Below are 23,872 nucleotides of genomic sequence, written 5' to 3'. Positions count from 1 at the left end.
ATCAGGCCTCCCCGGCGATCGGTGGCCGGGCCGCGAACGGGCGCTCCAGCTCGAACAGGTGGCCGGCTTGCAGAACCCGCTCGTCCTCGAAGCGGCGGCCGACGATTTGCAGGCCCATGGGCAGGCCGTTGCTGGCCAGGCCCAGCGGGACCGACAGGGCCGGCTGACCGGTGAGGTTGAACGGGTAGGTGAAGGGCGTCCAGGTGGGCCAGCGCGTATTGGGCCAGTCCGGAGGCACTTCCCGGTTGGTGTCGAACGCGGTGATCGGCAGGGTCGGCGTGATCAGCAGGTCGTACTTCTGATGGAACACCGCCATCCGTTCCGAAAGCGCCATGCGCTCGTTCACCGCCGCCAGATAATCGAGCATCGACAGGCGTTCCGCCTTTTCCACCACCTGGATCAGGGCCGGGTCCATCTCGGCGCGTTTGCGCGCGCCCAGGTCGCGGCAGGCGTTGGCGGCGCCGCCGTAGAACAGGTGGCCAAAGGCGGCCAGCGGGTTACTGAAACCCGGGTCCACTTCGATCACGGTGGCGCCCAGGGTTTCGAACACGCGCACCGCCTCGGCCGCCGCGCGCTCGATGTCCGGGTCCACATCCACATAGCCCAGGTTGTTGCTGTAGGCGATGCGCAGCCCGGACAAGTCGCCGCCCAGCGCGGCCAGATAGTCGACCTGCCGGCGTGGCGCGGCCTGCGCGTCGCGGGGGTCGGCTTCGGTGAGCACCTGCATCATCAGGGCGCTGTCGGCCACCGTGCGCGTCATTGGCCCGGCGTGGGCGAGGGTGCCGAACGGGCTGGCCGGCCAGTGCGGCACTTCGCCAAAGGTGGGCTTATGGCCAACGATGCCGCAGAACGCGGCGGGAATGCGGATCGAGCCACCGGCGTCGGTGCCCAGCGCCAACGGCGCCATGCCGGCGGCCACCGCCGCCGCCGAGCCGCCGCTGGAACCGCCGGCGGTTTTGCTCGGGTCCCAGGGGTTGTTGGTGGGCCCGCACAGCGGGCTGTCGGTGACCCCTTTCCAGCCGAATTCCGGCGTCGTGGTTTTGCCCAGGGGCACGTAGCCATGGCGCTCCAGCGCAGCGGTGGCCGGCGAGCGTTTATTCAGGGTCGAGGCGGGATCGATGGTGCGCGAGCCTTTCACGGTGGGCCACATGGGCGTCAGAAACACATCCTTGACCGCCACCGGCACGCCGTCCAGCAGCCCCAGCGGCTCGCCACGGGCGTGGCGCTGCTCCGACTCCCGCGCCAGGGCCAGGGTGGTTTCCCGGTCAATCAGACACCAGGCGTTGAGGGCGTGATCGCTGCTTTGAACATGATCCAGCAGGCTCTCGGCGACCTCCACCGGCGACAGCCGTCGGGTCTCAAAGGCCTCTTTCAGTGCCAGGGCACTCAGGCTCCGCAGGTCTTCGCTCATCGTCGTCTCCTCTGAAACCGCGGATTGGGAAAGCGAAGTCAGCGCCGGCCGTAGCCCCTGCGGGTGTCCACCGGGTTGGCCAGGGGACGCCCCTGTCGCCAGCGCTGAAAATTGTCCACGAACTGTTCGCCCAGGGCGCGCCGCCAGCCGACGAAGTCGCCGGCCATATGGGCGGAGAGCATCACATTGGGGTAACGCCACAGCGGGTGTTCGGCGGGCAGCGGCTCTTGCTCGAACACATCCAGGGCGGCGCCCGCCAGCCGGCCGCTGTCGAGGGCTTCGAGCAGGGCGTCGGTGCGCACGATGGCGCCACGGCCCACGTTGATCAGCACCGCCCCCGGCTTCATAAGCCGGAAGTGGCGACGGTCGAACAGCCCCTGGGTGGCGTCGGTGAGCGGCGCGGTGATGATCACGTAGTCGGCGTCGCCAAGCAGCGCGGGCAGGTCCTCCTGGCGGTGCACGCGCCGGAAGGCGCGGTCCTGGCGGGCGCGGCGGGCGGTACCGATCACCGGCATGCCGATGGCGCCGAGTACGCTGGCGACCTCGCGGCCAATGGAGCCGGCGCCGACCACCAGTGCCTGCTGATCGCGGGCCAGCCGCGTCTCGCGGTGCCGCCAGCGGTGCTGGCGCTGCAGCGCCAGGTTGGTGAGGGTGTCCTTGGCGAACAGCAACACGGCGCCGAGCACGTACTCGGCGATGCCCCGGTCGAACACCCCGGCGGCGTTGGTCACCAGCAGATCGCCGTCGCGGATCGGCGCGATCATCAGCGCGTCGACGCCGGCGCTGGTGGCGTGCACCCAGCGGATCGGGCAAGGCGAGGGCCAGGCCGCCTCCAGGGTGTCGGTGCGGAAGTCCGTGACCACCAGAATGTCGGTGTCGGCGAGCCGTTCCGCGAGGCCGTCGTCGCCGCGCTGCTGATGGACCCGGGCCAGCGGCCGCAGCGCCTCCAGACCGGGCAGGTCGGGCTCGTCGGCGGCCAGCAAAACGGTGACGCGCGGCAGGGTCATGCGGTTTCCCCGAGGGCGTCTTCGAACAGCGTCATGGCCCGGTCAATCTCTTCGCGGCTGACGGTGAGCGGCGGCAGCCAGCGCACGATCTGGCCGTGGCTGCCACAGCGCAACAGCAGCAGGCCGGCCTGTTCGCTGGCGGCGAGCAGGGCGCCGGCGCGGGCGCCGTCCGCGTGGCCGTCGCGGTCGACAATCTCCATGCCGCGCATCAGGCCCAGGCCGCGAATCTCGTCCACGCAGGCATGGCGCTGGCGCAGCCCGTTCAAGGCGTTGTCCAGGTAATCCCCCAGGGTGCCCGCCTGCTCCACCAGGGATTCGCTTTCAATCACCTCCAGTGTCGCCAGCGCGGCGGCGCAGGCCACCGCGTTGGCGCCATAGGTGCCGCCCTGGGAGCCCGGGTAGCCTTCGGCCATCAGTGCCTTGCTGGCGGCGATGGCCGACAACGGATAGCCGCTGGCCAGGCCCTTGGCGGTGATCAGAATGTCCGGCTCGACGCCGAAGTGCTGATGGCTCCAGAACCGCCCGGTGCGGCCATAGCCGGCCTGGATTTCGTCGGCGATCAGCAGGATGCCGTGGCGGTCGCAGCGTTCGCGCAGGCCCTGCATGAACGCCTGGGTGGCGGGGTAGTAGCCGTACTCGCCCTGCACCGGTTCGATGATCATGGCGGCCACGTCGCCGGGGGCGGTCTGGGTGAGGAACAGCTGATCCAGCTCGCGCAGGCAGAACGCCACGGTGTCCTGCTCGCTCCAGCCATAGTGGTAGCTGTGCGGAAACGGCGAAAAGAACACGCCGGGCATCATTGGGCCCCAGCCGGTGCGCACCTTGGTGGTGGAGGAAGTCAGTGACGCGGCGCCCATGGTGCGACCGTGAAAGCCGCCCATAAAAGCGATGACATTGGGACGGCCGCTGGTCTGGCGCGCCAGGCGCAAGGCCATTTCCACCGCCTCGCTGCCGGAGTTGGCGAACGCCACCGCATCAAGCCCGGCGGGCAGATGCTCGTAGAGGCGATCGCTGAGGCGTAGCATATTGGGGTGGCTGACGGTGGTGTACTGGGCGTGCACCAGCTTGCCGACCTGCTCGCGGGCGGCTTCCACCACGGGGGGGTGGCAATGGCCGGTGGCGGTGACACCGATGCCGGAGGTGACATCCAGCCAGCGCCGGCCTTCGCCGTCGTACAACCAGCTTCCTTCGCCCCGTTCCGCACAGATCCCGCTGGATTGCACCAACAATGGAGACAGGTGACTCATGGCTCATTCCTCCGCGTGCCGTGCCCCGGGGGAAAGGCGCTGAAATCAGCCTTGCGTGGCGCTAAGACGGTTCAGCGGCTCCGGTTTCTCCAAGGGCGCCTTGAATCCGCTCACCGATCAGGTCGGTGCCGCTCGCCGGTTCCCCGGCGGCGAGGTCTGCCAACAGCGTCTCATGCAAATGGCGCGCCGCGCCACCAAAAACCGGCGTTTTTTCCGCCAGATGGTCAAGCAGCATGGCGAGGCTGAACAGGGTGGCGCGCGGGTCCGCCAGATTGCGGCCGGCGATGTCCGGCGCGGAGCCGTGGGTGGGTTCGAACAGGGCCGGTACGGAAGCGTCCGCCGGGTTGAGGTTGGCGGAGGGCGCCACCCCCAGGCCGCCGGCGAGCACCGCCGCCAGATCGGTAAGAATATCGCCGTGCAGATTGCTCGCCACCACCACGTCGAAACGCCAGGGCGCCTGCACGAATTTCATCGCCGCGGCGTCCACCAGTTCATGGTGGGTGGCGACATCGGGGTAATCGGCGGCGACCTCCGCGAACACCCGGGTATAGAGCTCGCCCCAGAACGCCTGGGCGTTGCGTTTGGTGATCAGACAGACCTGGGCGGCGCGCGGCTGGCCATCGCTGTCGGTGAAGCGGCGCTCGCGGTTTTCCAGGCCACGCACCTGGATACGTTGCCGGGCGCGCTCGAACGCGTGCCGGACCAATCGTTCGGTGGCGGTATAAGTGAACACTTCAAGCTGGGTGGCGACTTCCTGATCGGTGCCGGCTCGCAGGCGGCCGCCCTGGCCGGCGTACTCGCCTTCGCTGTTCTCGCGAATCACCAGCATATCCAGATCGCGGGCACGATCATCGGCGAGGTATTGAAGGGTGCCCGGGTAAAAACGGGCCGGCCGTTCGCAGGCCCACAGGTCGAGCCCCTTACGCAGGGTCAGCAGAGGCGCCAGGGAAAGGCCATCGGCAAGCACGTAACGCTCACGATCGTCGAGCGGGCCGGGATCACCGAGCGCGCCCAACAACAGGGCATTGTAGGCACGCAGCCGCGCCAGGGCATCGTCGGGCATCATCGCGCCATGCTGCTGATGCCAGGCGGTGGCGGGCCAGTCGAAGCGGTCATACTGCAGCGGCAACCGGTGCTGGCGGACCAGCGTGTTCAACACCGCCTCCGCCACCGCCATCACTTCCGGGCCAATGCCATCGCCGGGCAAGAGCGCTATTCGTAACTTGTTGGCCATATGCCTTCCCTCCCGACAGCGGATTCCATTCGTGGCGCACCGGGTTGGATTCAGGATTCAGGATGAAGGATACAGATTAACCGCGCGGACCCGGCGGTGAACTGACACCGGACGTATCCGCGCCTGTATCCTGATTCCTGTAACCTGTATCGGCTTTTAACCCATGCACAGATATTTGGTTTCCAGGTACTCGTCCATGCCCTGGTGGGAACCTTCGCGGCCGAGGCCGGATTCCTTGACGCCACCGAATGGCGCGGCGGCGTTGGAGATCAGCCCTTCGTTGATGCCCACCATGCCGGCCTCCAGGGCTTCCGCCACGCGCCACACGCGGTGAATGTTTTCACTGTAGAAGTAAGACGCCAGCCCGAACGGGGTGTCGTTGGCCAGGCGCACGCCTTCCTGCTCGTCCTTGAAGCGGATGATCGCCGCCAACGGGCCGAAGGTTTCTTCCTGGCAGAACTCCATGTCCTGGGTGGCGCCGGTGATCAGCGTCGGCTGAACGAAGTTGCCACCGCGCTCGTGGGCGGCGCCGCCCAGCACCACTTTGCCACCTTTGGCGACGGCGTCCTCGATGTGTTCGAGCACCTTCTTCACCGCCCCTTCGTTGATCAGTGGCGCCTGGGTCACGCCTTCCTCGAAGCCATCGCCGACCTTGAGTTTCTTGATCGCCGCGGAGAGTTTCTCCACGAAGGCATCGTGCACGCCATCCTGCACCAGAAAGCGGTTCACGCACACACAGGTTTGGCCGGTGTTGCGGAACTTGCTGGCAATGGCGCCTTCCACGGCCTTGTCCAGATCGGCGTCGTCGAACACCAGGAACGGCGCGTTGCCGCCCAGTTCCAGCGACACTTTCTGAATGTGCTCGGCGCACTGGGCCATCAACTGGCTGCCCACTTCCGTGGAGCCGGTGAAGCTGACCTTGCGCACCACCGGGGAGCTGGTGATGGTGTTGGAAATCGCCGCCGCCGAGCCGGTGATCACATTGATCACGCCAGCGGGAATGCCGGCGCGTTGCGCCAATTCGGCCAGGGCCAGCGCCGAATAAGGTGTGGCGCTGGCCGGTTTGACCACCATGGTGCAGCCCGCCGCCAGGGCGGCACCGGCCTTGCGGGTGATCATCGACGACGGGAAATTCCAGGGCGTGATCGCGGCGGTGACGCCGATCGGCTGTTTGATCACCACGATGTGCTGGCCCGGCTTGGCGCCGGGAATGGTGTCGCCATAGGCGCGCCGCGCTTCCTCGGCGAACCATTTGATAAAGGATGCGGCGTAGGCGATTTCGCCCTTGGATTCCGCCAGCGGCTTGCCTTGTTCCAGGGTCATCAGCGCGCCCAGATCGTCCTGATTGTCCATCATCAACTGATACCAGGCGTACAGCAGATCGGCCCGTTCGCCGGCGGTTTTGGCGCGCCAGGCGGGCAGGGCGTTATCGGCGGCGGCGATGGCCTGAAGGGTGTCCGCTTCTTTCATGCGCGGCACCTTGCCGATGGTCTCGCCGGTGGCGGGGTTGTCCACCTCGAAGGTGGCGCCGTCTTCGGCGTCGCACCACTGGCCGTTGATGAAACACTGCTGGCGAAAAAGATCGTTGTCTTTGAGGGTGAACTTGCTCATCGGGCGGCTCTCCTGAAACCGGGTCTCAGTATGGATCGGAATGCGTCTGCGGTCGGACGAAACCGTGAACGGGTGGCCAGCACGCCGTGATGAAACGGCACGCGCAGCCCCTGTTCCGAGGTTCTATTACGCTAACAGAGCCCGCCGCATACGCCTATCCCCGGGGCATTTGATTTGTGTATCGGGATGATTGGCGATGGTTGTATCAACGCGGCGAAGGGCGAGCGCCACGCCCGTGGCATGGCGCTCGGAGCGCGGGGCTCAGCGCTTAAGGGCGTCGGTGACGTGCGGTTGCAGCTTTTGCAGCAGACCTTTGAACACCTTGGGGCTGCCGGCCACCAGGTTGCCCTGGGTGAGGTAACGGTGGCCACCGTTGAGGTCGCCCACCAGCCCGCCGGCTTCGGTGATCAGCAGGATGCCGGCGGCCATGTCCCATTCCGCCAGGCCAATCTCGAAAAAGCCGTCGAAGCGGCCGGCGGCGACCCAGGCCAGGTCCAGGGCGGCGGCGCCCGGGCGGCGCAGGCCGGCGGCCACTTCGGCCACCGAACGGAACATGCCCAGGTAGGCGTCCATGTGCTGGGCCTGATCCTGACGGAACGGAAAGCCGGTGCCGATCAACGCGCCTTCCAGGCCAGGGCGGTTGGTGACTCGCAGACGGCGCCCGTTGAGCGCCGCGCCACGGCCACGGCTGGCGGTGAATTCCTCGTCGCGCAGCGGGTCGTAGACCACCGCGTGCTCCACCTTGCCCTTGATTTTCAGGGCAATCGAGACCGCGTACTGGGGAACGCCATGAATGAAGTTGGTGGTGCCATCGAGAGGGTCGATCACCCACTGGTAATCGGCGCCGTCGCCCTGGCCGGCGATTTCCCCGCCTTCTTCGGCGAGAATGCCGTGCTCGGGATAGGCTTTACGAAGCACATCGACGATGCGTGCTTCCGCGGCCCGGTCCACCTGGGTCACGAAATCGTTGACCCCCTTGCGATCCACGCTCAGCGGATCGTTGTTCTCCGCGGCGCGGCGGATCAGGTTGCCCGCCTGGCGGGCGGCTCGCAGAGCAATGTTCACTTGCGGCGCGTGCATGCAATCATCCTGTCGGTTTCAAAGAGCGCGGGCGGCGCCCTGGCCGTCCATCGGGGGCGAATTGTAGCAGAGCCGGGGCGGCGAAGGCAGACACCTTTGTTCGCCACCGTGGGGCGATGGCCAGCGCAGGCGCGGCGGATGGCCGGATTCTGTTAATATGCCGCCCCGCCCATCGAATAGGCAGGCTAGACAATGCTCGACAACGTGCGCGTGGTGATGGTGGAGACCACCCATCCGGGCAACATCGGCGCCGCCGCCCGCGCCATGAAAACCATGGGCCTGAGTGACCTGAGGCTGGTGGCCCCGAAAAGCTACCCAAGCGTGGAGGCGACCGCTCGGGCCTCCGGCGCCGGCGATGTGCTGGCCGCCGCCGGCGTCTGCGCGAGCCTGGACGAAGCCCTGGACGGCGCCACCCTGGTGATTGGCACCAGCGCCCGCCAGCGCCGCATCCCCTGGCCTTGCGTCACGCCCCGGCAACTGGCCGCGCAATTGCAGCGCGAACCCGCCGACACCCGCATCGCGGTGATGTTCGGGCGAGAAGACCGTGGTCTCACCAACGATGAACTGCGACGCTGCAACCTGCACGTCACGGTGCCCAGCAATCCCGAATACGGCGTGCTTAACGTGGCGTCCGCGGTACAGTTGATCGCCTATGAGCTGCGGCTGGCGCTGGTGGGCGAAGACCCGGACCTGCCAGATGCCCGCTCCCGGCGCGAGTTGATGCCCCTGCCGGAGATGTTCTGGGACGAGCCCGCCGCTGGCAACGAGGCGGTGCAGCAGTTTCTGGAGCATCTGGAACGGGTGATGGCGGAAAGCGGCTTTCTGGATCAGTCCAACCCCGGCCAGGTGATGACGCGCATGCGGCGATTGTTCCTGCGCGCCCGTCCGGACAAAATGGAGATCAGCATTCTGCGTGGCACTCTGGTGGCGCTGGAAAAAGCCATGCGGGCTTCCACTTCGAGGTAACTATGTTCAACCAGATCAAAGAGGACATCCGATCGGTCTTTCACCGTGACCCGGCGGCGCGCAACACCTTGGAAGTGTTGCTCAATTACCCCGGCCTGCACGCGGTGTTGTTCCACCGTCTGGCGCACTGGTTGTGGACCCATAAGTTCAAACAGATCGCGCGATTGCTGTCCACCTTCAGCCGCTGGTTCACCGGCATCGAGATCCATCCGGGCGCCAGGATCGGCCGGCGTTTTTTCATCGATCACGGCATGGGCGTGGTGATCGGTGAAACCGCCGAGATCGGCGATGACGTCACCCTCTACCACGGCGTCACCCTGGGCGGCACCAGCTGGAACAAGGGCAAGCGGCACCCGACCCTGGAAGACGGCGTGGTGGTGGGCGCTGGCGCCAAGGTGCTGGGCCCGTTCACGGTGCACAAGAACGCCAAGATCGGCTCCAATTCGGTGGTCACCAAGGAGGTTCCCGAAGGCGCCACCGTGGTGGGCATCCCCGGCCGGGTCATCGGCAAGGCGGTCACCGAACAGGAAAAGACCCGCCAGGAGATGGCCGAAAAAATCGGCTTCCAGGCCTACGGTGTCAGCAACGACATGCCTGACCCGGTGGCCGAGGCCATTGGCGCGCTGCTCGATCACCTGCACGCCGTCGACGGCAAACTGGACCGGGTCTGCACCAACCTGAGAAAGCAGGGCATTCAGGGCTGCGATGAAAAGCTGCCGGAACTGAACGACGAAGACTTCGAATCGGTAAAGGCGCGCGGCGGCACCGATTAAGGAATCGTTATCGACGGAGCAAACCATGCCTGACGTTGCATCATTGATCTGGGGATTTTTGTTCGGCTGCGTGGGCATGGGCCTGTTTATTTACGGAAAAAAGCAAGCGGTGCTGATGCCGCTGGTGTGTGGCGCCGCGCTGATGATCTACCCCTGGTTTGTCACCAAGGCGATCTGGGTGGTGGTGGTGGGTGTGCTGCTCACCGCCTTGCCGTATTTTATTCGTCTATAAAAGGCTGCCGAACAATCCCTTGCGTGCTCTGAGTGAGCTGAAGCGCGCCGACCAAAGCCATCAACCACATCAATAAAAAAGGTTCTTCACGGAATAGCGGGAATTGACGCATGCTGATCCACTTCCCATCGCCGCTGACGCCCTGTTGGGCGTTCTACTTTCTTGCTTGTCCAAGAAAGTAGACAAAGAAGGACACCCCGTTGTGTCGCCCTTCGGGTTCCCGAGCCACGGGCAATTGATGGCCGGGTCGGCGACGAGACGACATCCTGTCGTCCGCCGCCTCAGTTGGCCGTCCCTGGCCAACTGACCCTATCAATTTCCCGCGGCTCGGCGACACAACAAGGGGGAAAGCCCTCCAGAGCGGTACGATAGGCCATGGCCTGCAGAGGGAAAATCAGGCTGAGGAGTTTGATCTGGGAGCGGTCCCGGAAGGCACCGCCCTTGCCCCGCGTCCCCAATGGAGCGGCCCAACCGCGAGCCAAAAGCCGCTTCCCGTTAAAGCACGAAGAACCAATAAAAAAGGCTCATCGCGCTTTAGCGGGAAGCGACTTTGATGGGAAATGGATCAGCATGAATCAACTCCCGCTCGCGATGAACCTAAGAAAGTGGAGCACATCATGATTGCCACGGTCACCCGCTTGTTCCCCCTCTGGGCCATTCTGCTTTCGATCTTCGCCTATCTGATGCCGGCGCCGCTGGCCGCCCGTGGCACCTGGATCGTGCCCCTGCTGATGGTGATTATGTTTGGCATGGGCATGACTCTGGCCTGGTCGGATTTCGCCCGGGTGTTGCGCCAGCCCCGGGTGATTCTTACTGGCATGGGCCTGCAGTTTCTGATCATGCCGCTGGCCGCGTTTCTGGTCGCCCGGGGGCTTGGTTTGCCCCAGGAGCTGCTGGTCGGGCTGGTGATCGTGGGCGCCTGCCCCGGCGGCACCGCCTCCAACGTGATCTGTTATCTGGCGCGCGCCGACGTGGCGCTGTCCATTACATTGACGTCGCTGTCCACCCTGGTGGCGGTGCTCGCCACGCCGGTGCTGGTTTGGTTGTACGTCGGTGAGAGTATTCCGGTGCCGGTGGCGGCGATGCTGTGGTCGCTGGTGAAAATCGTCCTGCTGCCGGTGGTGGGAGGCACGGTGCTCAACTCGCTATTGCACAAACCGCTGCGGCCAGTGCGTGAAATCTTTCCGCTGATCTCGGTGATCGCCATTGTGCTGGTGATCGGCATCGTGGTGGCGCAGAACCAGGGTCACATCGCCACCGGCGGGTTGCTGGTGATGCTGGCGGTGATATTGCACAACGGCCTGGGGCTTGGGTTGGGCTACGGCGCCGCCCGCTTGCTGCGCTTTGACCGACGCCAAGCACGTACTCTGGCGATCGAAGTGGGCATGCAGAATTCCGGCCTGGGCGTGGCGCTGGCGGGCAAGCATTTTTCCGCCCTGGCGGCCCTGCCGGGGGCGTTGTTCAGCGTCTGGCACAATTTGTCCGGCTCGATTCTCGCCTGGTACTGGCGCCGCCGGGGAGAAAAGGATGATTGAGGGCCAGCCCGTGGGTCGCTAGGCTGGAGGGAATGAAATCCCTCCTGGTAATCCTGGTGATGGCCATCGCCGCCGCTCTATTCGTGGCTGGTCTCAAGCAGCAATGGTGGCCGGTGCCGCGCCAGTGGAATCCCTTTATGCCACTGGTGGTGAGCGACCCGGTGACACCGGTGACGCGCTGGAAACTCAAGCGCATAGGCGATGACCGCCAGGCGTGCCTGGCGGCGTTGGATACGGTGCCTGAAGGCGGTCTGGATTACCTGCCCCTGAAGGATTACACCCCGGTTCAGGCGTGCCCGTTAAGCAATGTGGTGCGCGTGCGCAGCGCCGGGGTACGTTTCAATCACTCGTTCGTGGCGCGCTGTCCTCTGGCGCTGGCCTGGGCGATGTTCGAACGCCACCAGCTGCAGCCTCAGGCGAAGGCGGTGTTCGGTCAGCCGGTGCGTGAAGTATGGCACTACGGCACCTTCGCTTGCCGCAACATCTACCACCGCAAGGATGACCGCCGCAGCGACCACGCCACCGCCTCGGCCCTCGACGTAGCCGCCTTCACCCTGGCCGACGGCACCCGTGTCTCGGTGCTTGACGACTGGAACGACGACGGCAAACGCGGAGACTTTCTGCACCGCGCCCGCGACGGCGCCTGCCGGTTTTTCGGCACCACCCTGAGCCCCGACTACAACGCCGCCCACGCCAACCATTTCCACCTGGGGTTGCGCGGGTTTGGCATCTGTCGTTAGCGGCTGGAACAAGGGACAGGCCGTGCCATCGGCGACGCCGTGCTCCGTGGAGACCGGCTTCAAGCGGCAAGTTTCAAGCTGCAAGAGGCCACTTCCGTCGTCGCTTTTTGTAGCTTGTAGCTTGTAGCTTGTAGCTGGCGCGGACACAGCCTTTTGTCACACCACGGTCCCGCCCGCGCTGGTCCTTTCAATCTGTTCCCTGTTTCTAACGCGGCAGCGTCAGATACACCCCCAGCAACACCAGAGGCGCGCCCAGAAGGTGGTTGATGCCCAGCGCTTCGCCGAGCACCAAAAAAGCGAACAGGGCGGTAAAAAACGGCGTGCTCAGGCGCACCGTGGTGGCGGCGGTGGGAGTAATGTGCTGGCAGGCAAGGGGATACAAATAACCCGGCGCCAGGGTCGAGAACGCCGCCAGCCCCAAAAACAGAGCCCATTGGTGGCGGTCCGGCATGGCTTCCGCCCCCGGCGCGAACGGCACGCACACCAGCAGCCCCAGCACACAACTGATCAACACCACGCTCCAGCCCTGGCCCTGCAAGCGGGTGCCGGCCATCGAGTAAAGCGCCATGGTCAACGCCGCACCCAAGCCGCACAGATTGCCGATCAATTCCGATTCGCCAGTACCGGTGGATTGGTCTGCGAGCATCAGCACCACCGTCACGCCGACGAACGCGAGCAGGCCGCCGGCCAGTTCACGGGGCGCCACCCGCTCGCGCCGCAGGGCGCGCAGCAGCATCACGAAAAACGGTGAGGTGGACACCAATAACGAAACGCTGACCACATTGCTCAAGTAGAAGCCAATGGTGGCGAGGATGTAATAGGCGGCCAGCAAGGCCCCGGCGTAGGCGGCCTGGCGCGTCGGCGCTTTATAGCCACGGGTGATCGCCGGCAGCGCGGCCAGCAGCAGTGCGGCGGTGAGAAAGCGAAACACCAGGGTGGTGCCAGTGGGCAGGTCCCGCAACAGCGCCACCCAGATACCGGTGGCGCCCCACTGCACGCTGGCCAGCAGGGCGAGGGTGGTGCCCTGGGCGGTACGGCGATTCATAGCGGTTTCCCCTTCCTGGTGCGTCAGGCCCGCCGGCGGGGCCGGTGTCGGATCGGAGTATGGCGGGCCTTGCCGGCGTCGGGAAGGGCGCGCATCAATCCCGCGCCCAGTGTTCCGCCCAATGATTGAGATCCAACAGCCTGACGCCCAACTCCTGGCCTTGGGGGGTGAGGCGATAGCCGGCGCCTTCTTCCCGTTCCACCAGCGCCATTTCCCTGAGGAGTTTCAAGCGGCCATTGAGGACCGTCGGCGAGACCTGGTCGCAGCGCTCGCGCAGATCCCGGAACGACAGCGGCCCAGGGGTCAGTTCCCACAGAATGCGCAATGTCCAGCGCTGGCCCAGCGCATCCAGCAGCACCATGATCGGTCGGCCGCTGCGGGAGCCGCGCACGGGCGGGGTAACGGCTTTTCTGGCCATCGGGCACCTCTTATAGCCTGGTTGACTTGACCGCCACATAAAATGTAGCGAAGAATCGGGTCGCTACACTTTCCGTAGCGAAAGACGAGAGGTTACCATGAGTCACGATCTTGCGCCCCTGCCGGGGCCCGATTTTACGCCCGCCATTCAGGCGATTCTGGATCGCTATTATCCGAACAGGGACGGCGAGGTGTTGAGCCTGTTCCGGGTGTTCGCGCGCAGTCCGCGACTGTTAAAAAAGCTGGGCGCCGCCGGCCTTCTGGATGCCGATAGCCCCTTGACCCTGCGGCAGCGGGAGATGGTTATTCTGCGCACCACCGCCAACAACGACTGCGAGTACGAATGGGGCGTGCACGTCAAGGTATTCGCCGGGGCCGCCGGCTTCAGTGACGCGCAGATTCGCGCCACACGGCGCGGGGCACCACGGCAGGAAGATTGGAACCCGGAAGAACGGTTGCTGTTGCAGGCGGTGGATCAACTGCATGCCATGGGCCATCTGGATGAGCCCACCGGCAAGCGCTTCGCGGCAGGTTGGAGCACCGAGCAGCAGTTGGAAATCCTGGCGCTGTGCGGCTTTTATAAAACCGTCAGCCTGATCGCCAACACTGCATCGCTGCCGCCGGAAAGCTGGGCGGTGCGCTTTCCAGCCTGGTAGGCAAGGGGGTCTTCAGCAGTCAGTTAAAACGCACCGGGCAGACTGGCGCCGATTTGCGCCGCGTGTTCACGTAAGGCCGCCGCCACTTCGCGAATTTTCGCCTGATTGAGGCGCGTTATCGGCGCCGACAACGAGATGGCCGCGCGCACCGTGCCGCTGTGGTCACTGATCGGCACCGCCACGCAGCGCAGTCCGGTTTCCACCTCTTCGTTGTCCAGGGCGTAGCCGCGCTTACGGGTGCGGCTCAGTTCTTTGATCAAGGAGGGGGCGTCGATGAGAGTGTGCTGGGTGAAGCGACGAAAATCCTGCCGCTCAAGGAACTGGTTGAGCGTTTCACCCTCCAGGCGGCTGAGCAGGGCTTTGCCCAACCCGGTGCAGTAAGCGGGCAGCCGTTTGCCGATATGGGTAATGATGGTAAGGCTGCGCGAGCCCTCGCCTTTTGCCACATAGCAGACCATGCCGTTATCGGGGATACCCACGTGGATGGTCTCGCCGAAGCGCAGCGCCAGGCTCTCCACATGGGGTTGGGTAAGGCGGTGCATGGCGTCGGTGACCGACACCCGACCGCCGAGGTCGGCGAGCAGCAAACCGAGCTCGAAGGCGCCGTCCGGGGTCCGGCCAATGGCGCCCACCGAAAGCAGGGTGGTGAGGAAGCGGTGGGCGGTGGCGATATTGATGTCCAGCCGCTGGGAAAGCTGGGACAGCGTCAGCTTTTCGCCGGCGAAGGTAAAAGCGCCGAGAATTCGAAAGGCTTTGATTACCGAAGCGTTAACCGGGGTTGCCATGGGTCTTCCTTGTCGTAGTGATGCGTGCCACACCGGGCATGCCATTAACCTGGGAGCCGTTGGCGAAGGCGATCCATGATGCGCGCGGTCAGGCCCCATATCCGCTCGCCTCTATAGGAGAGCACCAGCGATGTTTTGCGCCGGCCCCGGTACTCGATCTCCTGGTGCTGGTATTGACCCGCGTCCATGAACGCAGCGAGCGGCAGTTCCAGAACGTCGGCGACTTCGCTGGCCTGGAGGCGCCATTGGCGAGGGCGGGTGACGCGGGCGAGCACCGGATAGACGCGCACGCCGCTGCTGTTGTCGCAGGCGGGCAACACCGCGCGCACGGCGGCTGGCGATACCGACAACCCCAATTCCTCGCGGGCTTCGCGCAAGGCGGTGCGGATCACGCAGCGATTGTCCGCCGGTTCCATCAGGCCCCCGGGCAGGCAGATCTCACCCGCGTGCTGGCGCAACCGCGTGGCCCGGCGGGTAAAAATCACCGGGCAATCCGCCTCTTGTTCAAGCACGGCGATCAGCACCGCCGCGCAGCGCTGGTGCGGTGATGGCGAGGGCGGGCCGAGTGGCGGCAGCGCCGCCAGACGTTGCCGTAGTGAACGGTTCATGGCCTGCCCGCCTGGCTCAGAAAAAGCGGTCAAAATGCACCTGCTCGGCGGGCACCCGGCTCTCCAGCAACAACATCCGGGTGGTGGCCTGCACCATCGGTGGTGGACCCGCCAGATAGCATTCGAACTGATCCAGACGTTCACCCAGGGTGTGCGCCACCGCTTCGTGGATAAAGCCGACCAGGCCGTCCCAGCCCTGGTCCGGCGACGGCTCGGAGATGGCGGCGTGAAAGTCGATGCGCTGATCCGCGCCGGGCAGCGCGCGCAACTCGTTCAAGCCACAAATGTCCGCCGGTGTGCGACCGCCAAAGAAGAAGTGCACGCGGCGGCCGTCCAGTAAGGGCTCGGCCAGCACCCCGCGGGCGATGGAGAGCACCGGCGAAATCCCCGAGCCGCCGGCAATGCACAGCACGTCGCGGGGGGATTCCGGTTGCAGGTGAGCCAGGCCGTAAGGGCCGTCCAGTTCGATGCGATCCCCGGGCTGAAGATGGTCGAACAGCGCGCCGCTGACCTGGCCACCGGGTTTGCGGCGAATCCAGAATTCCCAGACACCGTCATCGTTGGCCAGATTGCTCATTGAATAGGCTCTTGGCGCGGCGTGGCCCTGCAGATGCAACATGGCGTACTGGCCGGGTAAAAAGCGCGCGGCGACGGCGGTGCGAAAGCGAAATTCCACGATGTCCGCGGTCAGTTCGCGGCGCTGTTCCAAAGTGGCTTGCAGGCGGCGCGGCGGGCAGGCCGGCCGGTAGCTGTCGTCGACACGCATCTTGATGGTGACATCGCCGGCCGCGCGGCACTGGCACGCCAATTTGCGGCCCTTCTTTTTATCTCTTTCGGTGAGCCCGGGCGCCTGCTCCCACAGTTCTTCCACCTCGCCCTCCAGCAGCTCGAATTTGCAGCTTCCGCAGCCACCGGAATTGCACTCGTAAGCGAGGCCCAGGCCGGCGCTCAGACCGGCACGAAGCAGGCAGTCATGCTCGGCGGTCTGTTCGAAAGCGAGCTCGCTGTTATGAAGATGAATCGTCGGCATAGTGACGGTGTCCTGTCGGTTAACGGTTGGAGGCGTCGGCAATGGCGAGAAAGTGCCGGGCGTTGTCGGTCAACAGCGCGCGCCGCTGGGCATCGTCGAGCTCAAGCCCGAGCAGGCGGTGGCCGGGGTCGCGCTCGCGGATCACGAACGGATAGTCACTGCCCACCATCAGGCGTTCATGGCCATACACCTGGATCAGGTACGCCAGGGCCTGCTCGCTGTACACCAGGGTGTCGTACCAGAAGCGCCGGGCGGTCTCCTCGGGGGCATGTGGCATGGTGTCGCGCAGCGCCGCGTTGCTGTGCCAGCCATGCTGCAGACGCGGCAGGATCATTGGGAATGAACCGCCACCGTGGCTGAACGCGACCCGCAGGCGGGGAAAGCGGTCCAGCACGCCATTGGCGATAAAGGCGGCGATGCCGAGGCCGTTTTCGTTGGGAAAGGCCACCAGGGCTTCCATCAACGCGGGGCCGTACAGACGTTCGGTGGTGGGGTGCAGCGCGTGCACGAACAAGCACATGTCCTCTTCTTCGAGCGCTTGAAAAAACGGGTCGAAGCGGCGATCCGCCAGGGCGATGCCGTTGATATTGGAGCCTGCTTCGACGCCGCGCAGGCCGAACTCGTGCTTCAATGAACGCACTTCCCGGGCGGCGCGCTGCGGGTCCTGCAGGGGCACCATGCCGAGGCCGTGGAAGTGGCTGGGGTCATGGGCGACCATCGCGGCGATGGTGCCGTTGATATGGCGGCCAAAGGCCAGCGCATCGGGCAGCTCGAACCAATAGGACAGTAACTCGGGCATGGGCGAGAGCACTTGTACGGCGACGCCTTCGGCGGCCATTTCGTCAATCCGCCGGCGCGGGTCCCAGGCGTTGTCTTCAACCTGGCGGAACGGTTTGCCACCGATCATCACCGTGCGGTGGTGCTCACCACAGTGCATGCAAGGCCAGGCGTGGCCAGGCTGCTTGCCCGGGTAGGCGGGAAAATCCGCCGGCACCACGTGGGTATGCATATCGATCATGATGTCGCCTCCCTATCCGGCCTTGACCGCGCCGGCCAGTACATCGACATAGACCTTGCCGTCCTCGAGCTGAACCGGATACACCTTGAGTGGCAGCACGCAGGGAAACGACAAGGCTTCGCCGGTGCGGATGTCGAAGGTGCCGCCGTGCCAGGGGCACTCGACCACGAAGTCGTCGTCGACGTCGCCTTCGGAGAGCAACGCCTGGCCGTGGGTGCAGGTGTCGTCGGTGGCGTAAAGCTGATCATCGACGCGAAACACCGCGATCGGAGGGCGCGCCGGTGGCGTGATCTGAACAATCTCTCCGTCGCCCAGTTGATCGAGTTCGCAGACGTAGAAACGGGACAGATTGATAACACAATTCATGGCAACTCCTGAGTTTCTCAAGCCAGGCCATAGGCCGTTACCAGCACCACGCCGGATACGGTGGCGACAGTGCCGGCGATAACCTGGCGGGTAAAAATTTCGTCGGCGCGCAGAAAAATGTAGGACATCAGCAGCACGAACAGCGGCGTGGTTGACGCCAGTGGCGCGACGACCACCAGGTCCTGGTGTTGCAGCGCGGCGTATAACAGCACCGGGCCAAGTGCTGAGAACACACCGGCCAGCACGAAGTAGCCGAACTCGTTGCGGCTGCAGCGTATGCTTGCGAACGAGCCGCTGAGCAGGAAATAGAGCGTGGCGAACAGCCAGGATGAGGTGCAGGTCACCGCGGCGGCGGTGATCGGGTCGGCGCCGATGTCGATGCCGACCTTGCGCAGCACAATGGAAATGCCGTAGCTGAGCGCCGCCGCCGCGGGCAGAAGCAAATAACGGCGCGGTACCCGGGCCAGGCTGCGGGTATCGTTGCGACCGCCCTCGGCGCCGACGGCAACACTGCCCATCACCACCAGCAGCGCGCCCAGGAACCCCAGAGGCGTGATCCGTTCGTCAAGAAAGGCGATCGCCAGAATCACCGAAATCACCGGGTGGGTGAGCGTCAATGGCGTGGTGATGTTGGCACCGAGCCGTGCCATGCCCTGAAACTGAAACAGCCGGCCAAGCAACGGCGCGAACATGCCGGACAGGAAAAAGTATCGCCATTGCCACCAGTCCCGAAGATGCACCTCTTGGGTCAGCAGGCTCCACACCCACAGAAACAGCACATTGATGGACAGAGTGATCCACAACGCGGTGGCGCTGGAGGCGCTTTTAACACCCACCCGAACCAGCAGGAAGGTGAGCGCGAACATCACCGATGAGAGCAGCGCCAGGCCGATCGGTAGGGTGGCGTTGAGTTCATCCATGTTCAGGCTCTCCGGCCCACCGGGTCACTCGTTCACTCCGCCGGTGACGGTGGAAATGCGCATGCCGCGCTTGCCGGTGTCGATGACTTCGCCGGTGATATAGGAGGCATCGTCGGAGGCAAGAAAGGCAATGGCGGCGGCCTGTTCATCCACGCTGGCGGCGCGCTCGAACAGCCCCTCGCGGCTGACGTAGTCGTAGAACTGCTGGTTCCAGCGTTTTTCCTGGTCGCTTAATTGGCGCTCTAGACGTGGTGTGGGGCGCTCCTTGACGGCGGTGTTGCCCGGCGATACGCAATTGACGCGAATATTGAAGTCGGCAAGCTCCACCGCCAAAGCGGTGGTGAGCGCGGCGACGCCGCCCTTGGAGGCGGAGTAGGGAATGCGGAAGATGCCCATGGTGGCATTGGAGCCCACGTTGACAATGGCGCCGCCGCGCTCGCGCATGTGCTCGATCACCGCCCGGCAACACCAGAGCGGCGGCCAGAACGAGCGCTCCACCTCGGCACGGATCTCCTCCTCACTGTAGTGCCAGAACGGCTTTTTCCAGATCGTGCCGCCAACGTTATTGACCAGTACATCCACCTTGCCGAAGGCAACGTGCGCCAAATCCATGGCGCTCACCGCGCCATCAAAAGTGGACAGGTCGGCGATCGCCACCGCCACCGGGTGGCCGGCGGCGCGTCTCGCCTCCGCCGCCGCCTGGGCAGGCGCTTCGGCTTTATCGGCGAGCACTACCTTGGCGCCTTCGCGGGCCAGCCGCCAGGCGCTGGCCAGACCAATGCCCTGGCCCGCGCCGGTGACAACCGCCACTTTGTTCTCGAATCGTTTGCAACCATAAGCACTCATGGCACTTCTCCCTGGAGTCGTTGATGGCGTTGTCGGCGCCACGCTATTCGCTGAATTCTTCCACGTTGGGGCGCGCCCCCCACATACAGAACGAAGACGGTTTCATCTCGAACTGGCGCGGCGTATAGGCGCCCTCATCGGTAATCCGCTTCACGCCGGCGGAATACTCGTAGACCCGGTTATCCGGGCCCATGAAGTAAATGAACATGGCGGTGGAAGTGGGGTGGCGGCCGGGACCGAACACAATGGGAATGTCGTTTTCTTTCAGGAAGTACCAGGAGCGCATCACGTCATCGATGCCCGCCACCTGAAAATTGACGTGCTGGATACCGCTTTTCTCCGAAGGGAACAGGGCGATCTTGTGGTGTACCTCGTCGATACGCAGCAAGGCGCCCTCGCCAATGCGATCACTGATGCGCGCATCCATGAACGCGGTCCAGAAAGACAGATCCCGTTCGATGTCGCGGCTGTGCAGGCCGAAGTGACCGAATTCAGTGATGCCGGCGTCGCGCGCCGGAAAATAGCGCACCCCGGTGCGGTGGTGGCGATAAACCAGTTCCAGGCGGTTGTCGTTGCGGTCGGTGAAGCCGATGAAGGCTTCGACGTGGCGCTCCTCGCACTCCGCTGGCGTACCGCGGTGCACGGCAAACCCTTCGGCGCTGAGCTGGCGCTCGGCGTCGTCCAGTTGATCCAGCGTGCGCAGTTGGAAGGCGGACGCGTCATAGTCGGCGTCGCCCTGGATATAGCACAGGTTATAGGTGCTGTCGTCGCCGCGCAGATAGGCGTGCGTGTCGGTGCGCTCGCGCAGTTCCAGGCCGAGGATGCGGGTGGCGAAGTCCACCATTTGATCCAGGTCCTGGCAGCCCAGGCGCAGATAGCAGATATCGTGCAAATGAATCATTGCCAGGTCTCCACTTTTTGATTGCCGGAAGAGGGGGGAAGCGGGCCGTCCAGTGCCGGCCGCAGGCGTTTGCTGATCAGGTACGCCGCCGCCAGGCAGAGGCCGGCCACACCGATCAGGTTGAATGATGAGAAGCCAAGCAGGGCGACCGCGATCAACAGGGCTCGCACCCAGGATTTCAGAATGCCGTGGTACCAGCCTTCCGCCGCCACCGCGAGCACACACACCGCCACCGTCACTTTGACGATGTCGAAGACTATCGTTTGCCACTCGCCGATCAGCAGCATTCCCGGGTTGTAGACGAACGCGAAAGGCAGCGCGAACACCACCATGCCGACACGCGCGGCGGTCACCGCCACCGTCATTGGCCGCTCGTCGGCGATGGTACTGGCCACGTAGGCGGCGACCGCCACCGGCGGCGTCAGATAAGAGGCTACCGCGAAGAAAATCAGAAACAGATGCGCCTGGATCGGCATCAGACCGGCGTCAACCAGGGCCGGTGCCACCATCACCGCCACCAGGGAATAGACCGCCACCACTGGCATGCCCATGCCGCAGATAATGGTGACGACCGCGGCCGCGGCCAGCGCCAGGAAGATATTCACTTCCGCGACACTGAAGATCAGCGCCGAAAGCTTGGACACCAGGCCGGTAATATTCAGGCCCAGCATCAGAATGCCGGCGCCGGCCACGGCGGCGATCAACGGTGCGATGGCGGTGCATACCTCCACACAGCCTTCGATCAGCTTGCGTGGGCCAAGGCGTTTACCCGGGATGCCCCAACTGGCGAGGATCACCGCGATCAGCGCGAAGGTGGCCGCCAGCGCGGGCGTGTGCCCGTTGAGCATGTAATAGACCAGCAGGCCCATGGGAATCACGAAAATCCAGCCGGTGCGCACCACGGTCCACAATGAGGGAATCAGGCTGGCATCGATGCGCCCCACCTGACGCCGGCAGGAATAGCAGTGCACCTGAACGTAGATGCACACGTAATAAAGGACTGAGGAGGCAAGAATCGAAAGCAGCACTTCCTTATAGGGAATGCCGGTGAATTCCACCATTAGAAACACCACCGCCCCCATCACTGGCGGCAACAGCGCGCCGCCGGTGCAGGCCACCGCCTCGATGGCGCCGGCCACGCGACCGGTATAACCGGCACGCTTCATCATCGGGATAGTGATCGAACCGGTGGTCATCACGTCGGACGCGGGGCTGCCGGAGATCATCCCGAACAGACCGCTGGAGGTAATGGCGACCTTGGCGGAGCCGCCGGAACGACGGCCGGCGATCAGCGCCGCCAGATTAAAAAAGAAATCGCCGCCGCCGCTTTTTTCCAGAAATTTACCGAAGGTCACGAACAGAAAAGCGTACACCGCGGCAACCTGAATGGGCGCCGAAAACAGCCCCCCGTCCTGGGGGGAGACCATCAATACTTCAAGAAGATAGTGCCAGCTCAGACCGCGATGGCTGAAAAATCCGCTCAGGTGATGGCCGAGCAGGCAGTAGCCGATCACCAGCCAGACCACCACCGAAATGCCCGGGCCCACGCAACGACGCAGCAACTCCAGGGTCAATATCAGATACGCGGCGGCGGCGACCTGGTCCCAGACGGTGAAGTAGCTCAAGCCGCTGATCCAGTCGTGATAGCGGTCCATCTGGGTTATAAGGTAGACGCCGGCGATCAGGCTGGTCAGGGAGAGCAGGTAGTCGCCGATGGTGCTGCGGTTCACGTCCGGTGCGTAACTGATCGCCAGAAATGAAATCACGTACATCGGCACGACAAAAATGATCGCCAGTTCCAATCGGCCAATCTCTCCAGCGAGGGCGTACCAGACCTCGAACAGCGTCAATGGCACCGCAAGCAGCGCGAAGAAGGCGTACTTATAGCGATCCATGGGCACCTTGTTGCCCATTTGAAACAAAAGCCAGAGAGATCTTTTTACGTATCGCATTGCAACACCTGTTTGATGGTGCGTTGCGCCCGCCGGTGAGCGGGCGCAATGGCGGTGAACAAATAGGAGCCGGTTCCTCCGCCGGAAGCCGGCCCGGGTTGGATTACCTGGGTGCTACCATTCGACCTGCGCCCGTGCCTGAACGAAGCTGGGCTGGTCGCCATCGTAGGGGCCGCCTTCCACATCAAGCACGTTGCCGTACTCCAGCGAAAAGCGCAGACGCTGCTCCGGGAACCAGTTCAGGCCTAGCATCATCATGTCGATCTGGCCGCCGTCGATGTTGCTGTCGGTGAGCTCCAAAGTGCTGTAGCTGGCGGCCACCTGCCAGGCGCCGAGCCCGCCCTGGCTCAGGCTGCGTGCCGGAGTGGGCGGCCCGAAGACGTCCTCGCCGGGTTTGTAGGCGCGGCTCTCGCCGGTCAGGAAATAGCCGGCCTGAACGTAGCCACCCTTGAATTCAGGCTTCTCGCCATCGCCCGGGCCGCCTTCGATTTGATCGAACTTCTGTTGGAAATACTCGGTTTCCAGTTCGAACGGGCCGTGCAGGTACATCAGTTGAACGCCACCGGCGGTGAAGCCGTCGGAGACGAACGCGCCGGTGTCCACCGGCCGGAAAGGGCTCAAGTAGGTTTGCGGCCGGGCGCGCAGGCGGAAATCATCGGAGCCCTTAGCGGATTGGCGCCGCAAGGAGACCCCCAGGTTGAGCACATGGTTGGTTGCCTGGATCGGGTTGAAGGTGAACTGCGTGGCGATGTCCACCGGGTCGTCCGCGTTGGCGTCGCTGGCACGGCTGCCCAGTGGCGCCTGGGTGGCGGCGATACTCCAGCGCCAGCGGTTGCCGATCAGATCGCTGCGCAAGCCAAGCCGCCGCGCGCCGGCACCCAGCACCAGGCTGGCGGTGGGTTGCTCCATGAACATGGTGTACTTGGGGCTCTGCTGCCCCAGGAAGCCGAACGGCAGAAAGCGGTTCCCCAACGATAAATGCAGGTCGGTATTGGCGAACTTAAAGCCGTTATAACCCAGGTAGGCTTCCTTGATGCCGCCCTCGCCGCTGTTGGTGAAGTCGTACTGGAACACGTAGGACCAGTCGCTGTAGAGCGTGCCGGCGGCTTCCAGGCGTGCTTGCCGAAAGCGTGTGCCATTGCCCATCGGTTCGCCGTCTTCGTTGTACCACGCGGTGTCCATCAGAATGCGGCCACCGACCCGGGCGGTGAAGTTGCCATCGCCGCTGGAGAGCAGCATGCGGCCACCACGCTGTTTGATGGTCACCAGGTTACCGTCGCTGGCCTTTTCAGCTTTCTCAGCTTTCACGGCTTCCAGTTCCTGCTCCAGCTTACGCACTCTCTGATCCAGATCGCTGTCGGCGCGCGCGGTTTGCAAGCCCATGGCCACGGCCAGGGCACCAATCACCAATGCTGGTATCGCCACGGTACCCAGCGGTGTGCGGGTGCTGTTGATTGTCTGTTTCATTGTTAGTGTCCTTGTTCTTTTTCTC

The 23,872-nt window shown here is 64.3% G+C and carries 24 protein-coding genes; 6 read left to right on the top strand and 18 right to left on the bottom strand.

What is annotated here, in order from left to right; all coding sequences use genetic code 11:
- Position 1: 1 nt before the first annotated feature.
- The 6 genes from CGS25_RS03475 to suhB all read right to left on the bottom strand — a co-directional run bounded on the left by CGS25_RS03475 (position 2) and on the right by suhB (position 7,590).
- Positions 2-1,411, bottom strand: a complete 1,410-nt coding sequence (locus tag CGS25_RS03475; RefSeq protein WP_089033077.1) for an amidase — start codon at positions 1,409-1,411, stop codon at positions 2-4.
- A gap of 38 nt (positions 1,412-1,449) precedes the next feature.
- Positions 1,450-2,418, bottom strand: a complete 969-nt coding sequence (locus CGS25_RS03470; RefSeq protein ID WP_089033076.1) for a D-2-hydroxyacid dehydrogenase — start codon at positions 2,416-2,418, stop codon at positions 1,450-1,452.
- Complete coding sequence (locus CGS25_RS03465) at positions 2,415-3,665, bottom strand: aspartate aminotransferase family protein (RefSeq protein ID WP_101674606.1); 1,251 nt, start codon at positions 3,663-3,665, stop codon at positions 2,415-2,417. Before CGS25_RS03465 ends, CGS25_RS03470 begins: the two co-directional genes overlap by 4 nt.
- A 61-nt stretch (positions 3,666-3,726) precedes the next feature.
- Positions 3,727-4,899, bottom strand: a complete 1,173-nt coding sequence (locus CGS25_RS03460) for an isocitrate/isopropylmalate dehydrogenase family protein (RefSeq protein WP_089033074.1) — start codon at positions 4,897-4,899, stop codon at positions 3,727-3,729.
- A gap of 156 nt (positions 4,900-5,055) precedes the next feature.
- A complete protein-coding gene (locus CGS25_RS03455; RefSeq protein WP_089033073.1) occupies positions 5,056-6,510 on the bottom strand; it encodes an NAD-dependent succinate-semialdehyde dehydrogenase in 1,455 nt (484 codons plus the stop codon).
- A gap of 261 nt (positions 6,511-6,771) precedes the next feature.
- On the bottom strand, positions 6,772-7,590 hold the full coding sequence (suhB, locus tag CGS25_RS03450; RefSeq protein ID WP_089033072.1) for an inositol-1-monophosphatase: 819 nt from the start codon (positions 7,588-7,590) through the stop codon (positions 6,772-6,774).
- A 192-nt stretch (positions 7,591-7,782) separates the two neighbouring features.
- Here suhB and CGS25_RS03445 point away from each other — a divergent pair, with 192 nt between their 5' ends.
- From CGS25_RS03445 to CGS25_RS03425, 5 genes are all read left to right on the top strand, one after another.
- The gene (locus CGS25_RS03445; RefSeq protein WP_089033071.1) at positions 7,783-8,556 is read left to right on the top strand and encodes an RNA methyltransferase; all 774 of its coding nucleotides are present in this window, start codon (positions 7,783-7,785) and stop codon (positions 8,554-8,556) included.
- 2 nt (positions 8,557-8,558) lie between these two features.
- Positions 8,559-9,329 (top strand): serine O-acetyltransferase, encoded by a 771-nt coding sequence (gene cysE / locus CGS25_RS03440; protein ID WP_101674605.1) that lies wholly within the window; start codon positions 8,559-8,561, stop codon positions 9,327-9,329.
- A gap of 25 nt (positions 9,330-9,354) precedes the next feature.
- The gene (locus CGS25_RS03435; RefSeq protein WP_089033069.1) at positions 9,355-9,561 is read left to right on the top strand and encodes a hypothetical protein; all 207 of its coding nucleotides are present in this window, start codon (positions 9,355-9,357) and stop codon (positions 9,559-9,561) included.
- Between the two features lie 617 nt (positions 9,562-10,178).
- A complete protein-coding gene (locus tag CGS25_RS03430; RefSeq protein ID WP_101674604.1) occupies positions 10,179-11,096 on the top strand; it encodes a bile acid:sodium symporter family protein in 918 nt (305 codons plus the stop codon).
- 32 nt (positions 11,097-11,128) lie between these two features.
- Positions 11,129-11,836, top strand: coding sequence for an extensin-like domain-containing protein (locus CGS25_RS03425; RefSeq protein ID WP_089033067.1), 708 nt, complete (start codon positions 11,129-11,131; stop codon positions 11,834-11,836).
- 205 nt (positions 11,837-12,041) lie between these two features.
- On the opposite strand, the gene CGS25_RS03420 is transcribed toward CGS25_RS03425, so the two are convergent.
- Positions 12,042-12,881 carry a DMT family transporter gene (locus CGS25_RS03420; RefSeq protein ID WP_101674603.1) on the bottom strand — a complete coding sequence of 280 codons (840 nt, stop codon included), beginning with the start codon at positions 12,879-12,881 and terminating at the stop codon, positions 12,042-12,044.
- A gap of 94 nt (positions 12,882-12,975) precedes the next feature.
- A complete protein-coding gene (locus CGS25_RS03415) occupies positions 12,976-13,299 on the bottom strand; it encodes a winged helix-turn-helix transcriptional regulator (protein WP_101674602.1) in 324 nt (107 codons plus the stop codon).
- A 97-nt stretch (positions 13,300-13,396) separates the two neighbouring features.
- Here CGS25_RS03415 and CGS25_RS03410 point away from each other — a divergent pair, with 97 nt between their 5' ends.
- Positions 13,397-13,954 carry a carboxymuconolactone decarboxylase family protein gene (locus CGS25_RS03410; protein ID WP_101674601.1) on the top strand — a complete coding sequence of 186 codons (558 nt, stop codon included), beginning with the start codon at positions 13,397-13,399 and terminating at the stop codon, positions 13,952-13,954.
- A gap of 23 nt (positions 13,955-13,977) precedes the next feature.
- Here CGS25_RS03410 and CGS25_RS03405 read toward each other — a convergent pair whose 3' ends face one another.
- From CGS25_RS03405 to CGS25_RS03360, 10 genes are all read right to left on the bottom strand, one after another.
- Positions 13,978-14,739 (bottom strand): IclR family transcriptional regulator, encoded by a 762-nt coding sequence (locus CGS25_RS03405; RefSeq protein ID WP_089033063.1) that lies wholly within the window; start codon positions 14,737-14,739, stop codon positions 13,978-13,980.
- A gap of 44 nt (positions 14,740-14,783) precedes the next feature.
- Positions 14,784-15,347: an NUDIX hydrolase gene (locus CGS25_RS03400; RefSeq protein WP_101674600.1), complete on the bottom strand. Its 564-nt coding sequence runs from the start codon at positions 15,345-15,347 to the stop codon at positions 14,784-14,786.
- Positions 15,348-15,363: 16 nt separating this feature from the next.
- Positions 15,364-16,377, bottom strand: coding sequence for an FAD-binding oxidoreductase (locus tag CGS25_RS03395; protein WP_101674599.1), 1,014 nt, complete (start codon positions 16,375-16,377; stop codon positions 15,364-15,366).
- Positions 16,378-16,396: 19 nt separating this feature from the next.
- On the bottom strand, positions 16,397-17,395 hold the full coding sequence (locus tag CGS25_RS03390; protein WP_089033060.1) for an amidohydrolase family protein: 999 nt from the start codon (positions 17,393-17,395) through the stop codon (positions 16,397-16,399).
- A gap of 12 nt (positions 17,396-17,407) precedes the next feature.
- The gene (locus CGS25_RS03385) at positions 17,408-17,761 is read right to left on the bottom strand and encodes a non-heme iron oxygenase ferredoxin subunit (protein WP_089033059.1); all 354 of its coding nucleotides are present in this window, start codon (positions 17,759-17,761) and stop codon (positions 17,408-17,410) included.
- 17 nt (positions 17,762-17,778) lie between these two features.
- Positions 17,779-18,681 carry a DMT family transporter gene (locus tag CGS25_RS03380; RefSeq protein WP_089033058.1) on the bottom strand — a complete coding sequence of 301 codons (903 nt, stop codon included), beginning with the start codon at positions 18,679-18,681 and terminating at the stop codon, positions 17,779-17,781.
- 24 nt (positions 18,682-18,705) lie between these two features.
- A complete protein-coding gene (locus CGS25_RS03375) occupies positions 18,706-19,527 on the bottom strand; it encodes a 1,6-dihydroxycyclohexa-2,4-diene-1-carboxylate dehydrogenase (protein ID WP_101674598.1) in 822 nt (273 codons plus the stop codon).
- Positions 19,528-19,570: 43 nt separating this feature from the next.
- Complete coding sequence (locus CGS25_RS03370; RefSeq protein ID WP_089033056.1) at positions 19,571-20,428, bottom strand: VOC family protein; 858 nt, start codon at positions 20,426-20,428, stop codon at positions 19,571-19,573.
- On the bottom strand, positions 20,425-22,323 hold the full coding sequence (locus CGS25_RS03365; protein WP_232802236.1) for a TRAP transporter permease: 1,899 nt from the start codon (positions 22,321-22,323) through the stop codon (positions 20,425-20,427). Before CGS25_RS03365 ends, CGS25_RS03370 begins: the two co-directional genes overlap by 4 nt.
- 171 nt (positions 22,324-22,494) lie before the next feature.
- Positions 22,495-23,847: an OprO/OprP family phosphate-selective porin gene (locus CGS25_RS03360; RefSeq protein WP_089033054.1), complete on the bottom strand. Its 1,353-nt coding sequence runs from the start codon at positions 23,845-23,847 to the stop codon at positions 22,495-22,497.
- Between the last annotated feature and the right edge of the window lie 25 nt (positions 23,848-23,872).

The organism is Alloalcanivorax mobilis, from assembly GCF_002864685.1.
Classification (GTDB): Bacteria; Pseudomonadota; Gammaproteobacteria; order Pseudomonadales; family Alcanivoracaceae; genus Alloalcanivorax; species Alloalcanivorax mobilis.
The sequence above is the reverse complement of the archived record's forward strand: the minus strand, read 5'-3'. Positions and strand labels throughout refer to the sequence as shown.